General features: G+C 71.4%; 4 protein-coding genes. 3 read left to right on the top strand and 1 reads right to left on the bottom strand.

Annotation, left to right across the window (positions count from 1 at the left end):
* Nucleotides 1-56 precede the first annotated feature (56 nt).
* On the bottom strand, nt 57-2186 hold the full coding sequence (paaZ, locus tag RUH65_RS14610; protein WP_313818336.1) for a phenylacetic acid degradation bifunctional protein PaaZ: 2130 nt from the start codon (nt 2184-2186) through the stop codon (nt 57-59).
* Nucleotides 2187-2414: 228 nt separating this feature from the next.
* Between paaZ and RUH65_RS14605 the strand changes: the two genes are divergently transcribed.
* Genes RUH65_RS14605 through RUH65_RS14595 form a run of 3 tightly spaced genes read left to right on the top strand, consistent with a single transcriptional unit; the run spans nt 2415 to nt 7962 of the window.
* The gene (locus RUH65_RS14605; RefSeq protein WP_313818334.1) at nt 2415-3998 is read left to right on the top strand and encodes an aspartate aminotransferase family protein; all 1584 of its coding nucleotides are present in this window, start codon (nt 2415-2417) and stop codon (nt 3996-3998) included.
* Nucleotides 3995-5431: a SidA/IucD/PvdA family monooxygenase gene (locus RUH65_RS14600; RefSeq protein ID WP_313818333.1), complete on the top strand. Its 1437-nt coding sequence runs from the start codon at nt 3995-3997 to the stop codon at nt 5429-5431. The genes RUH65_RS14605 and RUH65_RS14600 overlap by 4 nt, the downstream gene beginning before the upstream one ends.
* On the top strand, nt 5428-7962 hold the full coding sequence (locus RUH65_RS14595; RefSeq protein ID WP_313818332.1) for a GNAT family N-acetyltransferase: 2535 nt from the start codon (nt 5428-5430) through the stop codon (nt 7960-7962). The genes RUH65_RS14600 and RUH65_RS14595 overlap by 4 nt, the downstream gene beginning before the upstream one ends.
* Nucleotides 7963-8069 lie beyond the last annotated feature (107 nt).

Here is an 8069-nt window from a genome sequence, read left to right as displayed (position 1 = left end):
GTCACCTTCCGAGAAGGTGACCAGCCGCCGTCGTGCTCTGGTCCGCAGGACCAGCCTCAGTCGGTCCAGTCCCGATAGAGGGTGTCCTCCTTCTCGACGAGGGTCAGGACGGTGTAGGTCGCCACGATCTCATCGTCCTGATTGTGGATCACGGCGTCCCAGGCGACCTCGCCGTACTCGTCCGTGACCCGCGGCGTGATCTTCTGGGCCGTCAGGGTGATGCGGATGGAGTCGCCGGCCGCCACCGGGGTGATGAACCGCAGGTTCTCCAGGCCGTAGTTGGCCAGCACCGGCCCGGGGGCCGGCTCCACGAAGAGTCCCGCGCCCCAGGCCACCAGCAGGTAACCGTGCGCCACGGTGCCCGGGAAGAAGGGGTTGGCCGCGGCCGCCTCCGGGTTCGTGTGGGCGTAGAAGGTGTCCCCCGTGGTGTGGGCGAACGCCGTGATGTCCTCCTGGGTCACCTGGCGCAGATCCGAGGCCAGGGCGTCACCGATCCGCAGGTCGGTGAGCGACTTGCGGAACGGGTGCTCCTGTCCGGCTTCCGCCCCGTACGCCGTCGAGCCCGCGATGCGGCGGTCCGCCCCGGTCTGCCACACACCGGTGACGGCCGTGATCAGGTTCGGCGAGCCCTGCAGAGCGGTGCGCTGCATGTGGTGCAGGACGGCGCGGATGCCGCCGAGTTCCTCGCCGCCCCCGGCCCGTCCCGGCCCGCCGTGGACCAGTTGCGGCATCGGCGAGCCGTGGCCGGTGCTGGACCGGGCGGTCTCCCGGTTGAGCAGGTGCACGCGGCCGTGGTGGCCGGCGATCCCGGTGGTCAGCTCACGGGCGACCTCCGGATCGTTCGTGCACACCGTGGCCACGAGGGAGCCGGAACCGCGGGCGGCCAGGCGGACGGCGTCGGCCACGTCGGTGTAGCCCAGCAGGGAGGTCACGGGGCCGAAGGCCTCCCGGGAGTGCACGGCCTCGGCGTCCCCGTCCGCCCAGGACAGCAGCACGGGGGACATGAAGGCGCCGTGCTCGACGACGGCCTCCTCACCCGAGGCGGTGCGCACCGTGGGCGCATCCAGGGTGCCATAGGCCAGCTCCCCCCCGGCGGCGATCAGCTCCTCGACGGCCCCGCGCACGTCCCGCAGCTGGTCCAGGGAGGCCAGGGCGCCCATGGTGACACCCTCGGCCCGGGGATCGCCGAGGACCACGCGCGAGTCCAGCCGCGCGGAGACGGCCCGGGCGACGGCTTCCCGCTGTCCCTCCGGGACGATGGTGCGGCGGATGGCCGTGCACTTCTGCCCCGCCTTGACGGTCATCTCGGTGACCACGGCCTTGACGAAGGCGTCGAACTCCGGAGTGCCCTCGACGGCGTCCGGCCCGAGGATGGCGGCGTTGAGCGAGTCGGTCTCGGCGGTGAAGCGGACCCCGCCGGTCACCACGTTCGGATGGGCCTTGAGCGACTGCGCCGTGGAGGCCGAGCCGGTGAAGGCCATCAGGTCACGGCAGTCCATGACGTCCAGCAGCCCGCGGGCGGATCCGGAGATCAGCTGTAGCGAGCCCGCCGGAAGGATCCCGGATTCGATCATGATCCGCACGGCGGCCTCGGTGACATAGCCGGTCGGGGTCGCGGGCTTGACGATGGTCGGCACACCGGCGATGAAGGCCGGCGCGAACTTCTCGAGCATGCCCCAGACCGGGAAGTTGAACGCGTTGACCTGCACGGCGGCACCCGGGATGCGCGTGTAGATGTGGGTGCCGATGAACGAGCCGTCCTTGGACAGCGGCTCCACGCCCCCGTCCTGGATCACCTTGGCGTTGGGCAACTCACGCCGGCCCTTGGACGAGTAGGTGAACAGCACGCCGATACCGCCGTCGATGTCCACCATGTTGTCCACCGCGGTGGCCCCCGTGCGGTGGGACAGGGCGTACAGCTCATCACGCCGGCTGTTGAGGAACAGGGCCAGTTCCTTCAGCTTCAAGGCCCGCTCGTGCAGCGTCAGCGCGCCGAGCTCGCGCTGGCCGATGGTGCGGGCGTGCGCCAGCACCTCGCCCAGATCCAGGCCCTCGGCCCCGAAGCGGAGCAGGGCCTCGCCGGTGTTGGCGTCGCGGACCTCCGCGGTGCGGGAGCCCTCCGCGGGAGTCCACCACTGATCGAGGACATAGCTGGGGACGGTCGCGGAGGTGGTGTGCGTGGTCATCCGACAGGGCCTTTCTGAACGGTCGGTCAGTAATGTCCCACCACCCTAACAGGAGGGTGTCCCAGCGCACAGCCTCCCGGGCGGGCCGCCCGACGTCAGGACCCAGCAGCCTCGCGCCTTGCCAGCCCTGGCCGGCCCTGACCAAAAGTCCAGTTGAATTACGCCCCATCCCTGTGCGTTTAATGGACGCCGGTTAGGTAAGGCTAACCTCATCAACGAAGGGACAGTATGACAGCCCCCAGCTCCACCGAGCAGATGGCCCCGGCCGCTCCGCGCGGTCAGACCAGTTCGACCGGCCCGACCGGTCAGACCATCGCGATGCAGGCCCCGGACCTCCTCCAGCGGCATCCGGAGGCGGACGCCGCGCTGCTCTCCGCTGACAACGCGCACCGCTTCGTGCAGGACACCGGGACTGCCGCCCTGCTGGCCGCCGCGGCGATCGGCCGGGCCCAGTCGCCGACCACCGGGCCGGACCCGGCCGATCTGCAGGAGTCCGTCTCCGGCGTCGACCTCGGGGCACCGCTCGGCTCGACCGAGGCCGCGCTGGCCGAGGCCTCCTCGCTCTACCTGGACGACGCGGTGTACTTCCACCATCCCCGGTACGCCGCCCACCTGAACTGCCCGGTGGCCCTGCCGGCCGTGGCGGCGGAGGCACTGGTCACAAGCATCAACACCTCCATGGACACCTGGGACCAATCGGCCGGCGCCACGCTGATCGAGCGGCGCCTGGTGCGGTGGGCCGCAGACCTGGTCGGATGGGGCACGGCAGCGGACGGAATCTTCACCAGCGGAGGCACCCAGTCGAACCTGCAGGCCCTGCTGATGGCCCGCAACCGTGCCATCGCCCCCGGAACCGGTCCCCTCCCGGCGCGGCTGACCGGCTGGCGGATCTACGCCTCCCAGGACAGCCACTTCAGCATCGTGCGCTCTGCCGTCCACCTCGGCCTCGGTGAGGATGCGGTCGTGCCGATCCCGGTGGACCGGAACCGCCGCATGGACCAGGTCGCCTTGGAGCGGGCCATGAGCGCAGACGCGGCGCGGGGGCTCCGCGCCCTGGCCGTCGTCGCCACGGCCGGCACCACTGACTTCGGTGCCATCGACCCGCTGGACGCCCTGGCCGCGACGGCCCGCAGGAACGGCGCCTGGTTCCACGTGGACGCCGCCTACGGCTGCGGACTGCTCGCCTCCCCCACCCGCCGGCACTGGCTCGCCGGAATCGAACGGGCAGACTCCGTGACCGTGGACTTCCACAAGTCGTTCTTCCAGCCCATCGGCTCGAGTGCGCTGCTGGTGGCCGAGGGCAGCCGGTTCGCCCACATCACCCACCACGCCGACTACCTCAACCCGGACCAGGATCCGGACAGCCCCAACCAGGTGGACAAGTCACTGCAGACCACCCGGCGCTTCGACGCCCTGAAACTGTGGGTGACCCTGCGCTCCCTGGGCTCGGACGTGCTCGGCGGGCTCTTCGACGCCACCCTGGAGCTGGCCGCCGAGGCGGGCCGGCTGGTGCAGGAGACCGACGAGCTCGAACTGGCCGCCCCGGTCCAGCTCGGAACCGTGGTGTTCCGGTTCGCACCGGCGCAGAGCTCCGGGGCGGACGACTCGGCCGTGGACCGGCTGCAGGACGCCCTCCGGCGTTCGCTGTACCGCTCCGGCGAGGCCATGGTCGCCGCCACCACCGTGGCCGGCCGGCGTCACCTGAAGCTGACCCTCCTCAACCCACGCACCACCGTGGCCGATGTGCAGGCCATCCTGGAGGCCGTGGTCCGGCATGGGCGTGCCGTGGACGGCACGGAGGTGACCGCATGAGCGCACCCACCCCCCGAGACGTTCCGGCCGGACGTCGCCTCGCTCCCGGTGCTCCGACGGCCCCGACGGCCCCGACGGCCCCGATCGTCCATGACGCCATCGCGATCGGCGCCGGACCGTTCAACCTCGGATTCGCCGCACTCGCCGGTCCCGCCGGCCTGGACGTCGTGGTCCTGGAGGCCCGGGACGCGCCGCAATGGCATCCGGGGATGATGCTGGCGGGCACGCACCTGCAGGTGCCGTTCCTCGCCGACCTGGTCTCCCTGGCCGATCCCACACATCCCCTGTCCTTCCTCGCCTTCCTCAAGGACGCCGGACGCCTCTACCCCTTCTACATCCGTGAGGACTTCTACGCCCTGCGGTCCGAGTACGCGAAGTATCTCGCCTGGGCCGCCGAGCGGCTGCCCGTCCGGTACGGGCACCGGGTGACGGACATCCAGCATGACGGCACGGCCTACCGCGTCACCGCCCACACGCCGGACGGCCCGCACACCCTGGCCGCACGGAACCTCGTCCTGGGCACCGGCACCGAACCCCAGATGCCCGACGCCGTCCCCGGCACCTGGCACTCCGACCCGCGCGTCGTCCATTCCTCCGGCTATCTCCCCGCCCGGGAGCGCCTGCTGACGGCCGAGCGCGTCGCCGTCGTGGGCAGCGGGCAGAGCGCCGCCGAGGTCTTCGACGACCTGCTGGCCGGAGCCGGGGAGCACCGGCACGTGGAGTGGCTGACCCGCTCTCCCCGGTTCTTCCCGCTCGAGTACACCAAGCCGACGCTGGAGATGACGTCCCCGGACTACATCGACCATTTCACCGCCCTGCCGCAATCCGCCCGGGACCGCCTCGGCGCGAAGCACCTGGGACTGTACAAGGGCGTCAACGCGGACCTGCTGAACAGCATCTACGACCGCCTCTACGCGGCCAGCGTGGACGGCCCCGCCCCGGCCACCCTGCGGACGGCCACCGCGCTCGAGGGCCTCCGCGAACGCGACGGACGGATGGTGCTGTCCCTGCGCCACGGCGAGGACGGCGGGCTCCACGAGACCGAGGTCGACGCCGTCGTCCTGGCCACCGGCTATGCCTACCGGCAGCCGGACTTCCTGGCCGGCGTCGAGGACCGCCTGTCCCGCCTCCCGGACGGACGCTGGGACGTGGACCGCGGCTACGGCATCGGCCGCCACGGCGACGTGTTCGTCCAGAACGCCGAACTGCATACCCACGGGTTCACGGCGCCGGACCTGGGCATGGGCGCCTACCGGAATTCCGTGCTCGTCAACCGCCTGTGCGGGCGAGAGCAGTACGTGGTGGAGCGCCGGATCGCCTTCCAGGAGTTCGGGACGCCCGGCAGCCACGCGACCTTCGACCCGGGCGCCGATGCCGCCGGCGCCTCAGCACAGACCATCCCGTCCGCAGACCTCCAGGAGGCCCTTCGATGATCGACCAGACCACCCTCCCCACCCCGGCTGACGTGAAGGTCGCCACCGGCAGCACGCCGGCGCCATCCCGTTTCGCCTTCCGCCCCGTCGACCCGGCGGCCGATGCCGATCTGCTCCACTCCTGGGTCAGCACGGAGCGGGCGCACTTCTGGGGCCTGACCGGAGCGAGCGTGGAACAGGTCCGTACCGAGCACGAGCGGATCGCCGCCGACCCGCATCACCACGCGCTCCTCGCCGTGGACGAGCGGCGTGGCGGAACACCGGCCTTCCTGCTCGAGACCTACGATCCGGCCCATTCCGTGCTGGCCGGCCGCTACGCCGCGCGGCACGGTGATGCCGGACTGCACCTGTTGCTGCCGGCCCCGGCCACCACCGGCTTCGACGATCCGGGCGCCGCGGGCCGTGCCGGCGGGACCGAGTCCGGCTACAGCGTCGCCGCGATGGAGGCGTCACTGGCTCATCTGTTCGCGGATCCGGCGGTGCTGCGCGTCGTGGTGGAACCGGATGCGCGTAACTCCGCGATTCAGGCGCTCAATGCACGGTGCGGCTTCCGGCCCGTGGAGCGGCTGGACCTGCCCGCGGCGGACGGCGCCCCCGCCAAGACGGCCCAGCTGTCCTTCTGCACCCGTTCGGACTTCGCCACCGCCACGGCTCGTCCCGCGGAGACCGTCGCCCACCTGTCCCCGGCACGCTGGGCCACCGCCAACCGACATCTGCTGGCCAAGGCCCTCGCCGAGTTCAGCCATGAGCGGCTTCTCGAACCTGTGTTCCGGGACGGCACCTGGCAGCTGGATGGCTCCGGCGTGCGCTACCGGTTCCAGGCCCGGCGCTACGCGCTGGATCACTGGGACATCGATGCCTCGTCCCTGCGCTGCGAGGAACGGACCGGGCACCCAGGCGAGGCTCGTGAGGGCGGTGAGGGGGCCGGCGTCGGGAGGCCGGATGAGGCGGACACCGGGCCCGACGACGGCTGGGCACCCGCGGTCCCCGACGTCCAGCGGTTCGTCACGGCCTTCCGCAGCGTCCTGGGCCTGTCCGCGGCGCAGTTGCCGGTGTACCTGGAGGAGATCGGCAGCACGCTGGCCTCCCACTGCTACAAGCAGCTGCACTCGGTGGCCACCGCGGCGGAGCTGGCTGCGGGCACGGGGGACGCCGTGGCCGACTTCCAGCGGATCGAGGCTGCCATGACCGAGGGCCACCCCTGTTTCGTGGCCAACAACGGCCGGCTCGGCCTGGGCTCGGACGACTACCTGGAGCTGGCCCCGGAGACCGGCTCGGCCCTGCCGCTGGAGTGGGTCGCCGCTCATGTGTCCCGGACCCGGTTCACCGCCGTGGAAGGTCTGGACCTGGACGGACTGCTCGAGGCGGAACTCGGCCCGGAGCTGCGGTCCGCCTTCCGCGCCCGGCTGGAGCGGACCTGTGAGGAGACCGGGCTGGACGCCGCGGACTTTCTGCCCCTGCCGGTGCATCCGTGGCAGTGGCGCCACCGCCTGTCGGTGACCTTCGCGGCGGATGTGGCCACGGGGCACCTCGTGCACTTGGGGGCCACGGAGGACCTCTACCAGCCGCAGCAGTCCATCCGGACGTTCTTCAACCGCTCGGCCCCGGAGCGCCACTACGTCAAGACGGCCCTGTCCGTCCTCAACATGGGGTTCCTGCGAGGGCTGTCCGCGGAGTACATGGACGCGACGCCGGCGATCAACGACTGGCTGCAGGAGGTGTTCGCCGCGGACCCCGAGCTGGATCCGGGGCGTGTTCAGCTGCTGCGGGAGGTCGCCGCCGTCGGGTATGCCAATCCGCTGTTCCATGCGGCCACCGAGCGGGATTCGGCATACCGGAAGATGCTCGCGGCACTCTGGCGGGAGTCACCGGCCACGAGGATCGGCCCGGGCGAGCAGCTGGCCACCATGGCCTCCCTGCTGCACACGGATGCCGACGGCGCCTCCCTGGCCGCTGCCTACATTCGGCGTTCCGGGCTGGGGGCCACCGCGTGGCTGGAGCGGTACCTGGACGCGTACCTGGTGCCGATCGTGCACTGCCTGGTCCGCCATGACCTGGTCTTCATGCCACACGGGGAGAACGTGATCCTGGTGCTGCGGGACGGTGCCCCCGAACGGGTGCTGCTCAAGGACCTGGCGGAAGAGGTCGCGGTACTCGGGGGCCGGACGGACCTGCCCCCGCGCGTCGAACGCCTCCGGGCCGAGGTGGCCCCGGAGGACCACGGGCTCTCCATCCTGACGGACATCGTGGACTGCTTCCTGCGCTTCCTGGCCCCGCTGCTCGAGCGCGAGGGCCTGGTCACCGAGGAGCGGTTCTGGTCCGTGGTGGCCGGACGCCTGACGGACTACCGGTCCCGGCATCCGGAGACGGCCGAACGCTTCGACGCCCTGCGCCTGCTGGAACCGACCTTCCGGCTGTCCTGCCTGAACCGCCTGCAGTTGCGGAACAACCGGCAGATGGTGGACCTGACGGACCCCGCCGGATCCCTCGCCTACGCCGGCGACCTCGGCAATCCCTTGGCCGGCCACTGAGCCTGGCTGTCCGTTGGTCGGGTCGGCCGCTGAGTCCGGCTGTCCGTGGGTCGGGGCGGCCGCTGAGTCGGGGCTGGCACGGTGTCCGGCGGTTCTCTGAGCGTTTT

It is taken from the genome of Citricoccus sp. (assembly GCF_032154715.1).
GTDB lineage: Bacteria > Actinomycetota > Actinomycetes > Actinomycetales > Micrococcaceae > Citricoccus.
Note: the sequence above shows the minus strand (reverse complement) of the source record. Positions and strands in the feature narration are given on the sequence as shown.

Coding starts and splice junctions, on each gene's coding strand:
- paaZ (WP_313818336.1), bottom strand. CDS start 2,186: ATGACCACGCACACCACCTCCGCGACCGTCCCCAGCTATGTCCTCGAT.
- RUH65_RS14605 (WP_313818334.1), top strand. CDS start 2,415: ATGACAGCCCCCAGCTCCACCGAGCAGATGGCCCCGGCCGCTCCGCGC.
- RUH65_RS14600 (WP_313818333.1), top strand. CDS start 3,995: ATGAGCGCACCCACCCCCCGAGACGTTCCGGCCGGACGTCGCCTCGCT.
- RUH65_RS14595 (WP_313818332.1), top strand. CDS start 5,428: ATGATCGACCAGACCACCCTCCCCACCCCGGCTGACGTGAAGGTCGCC.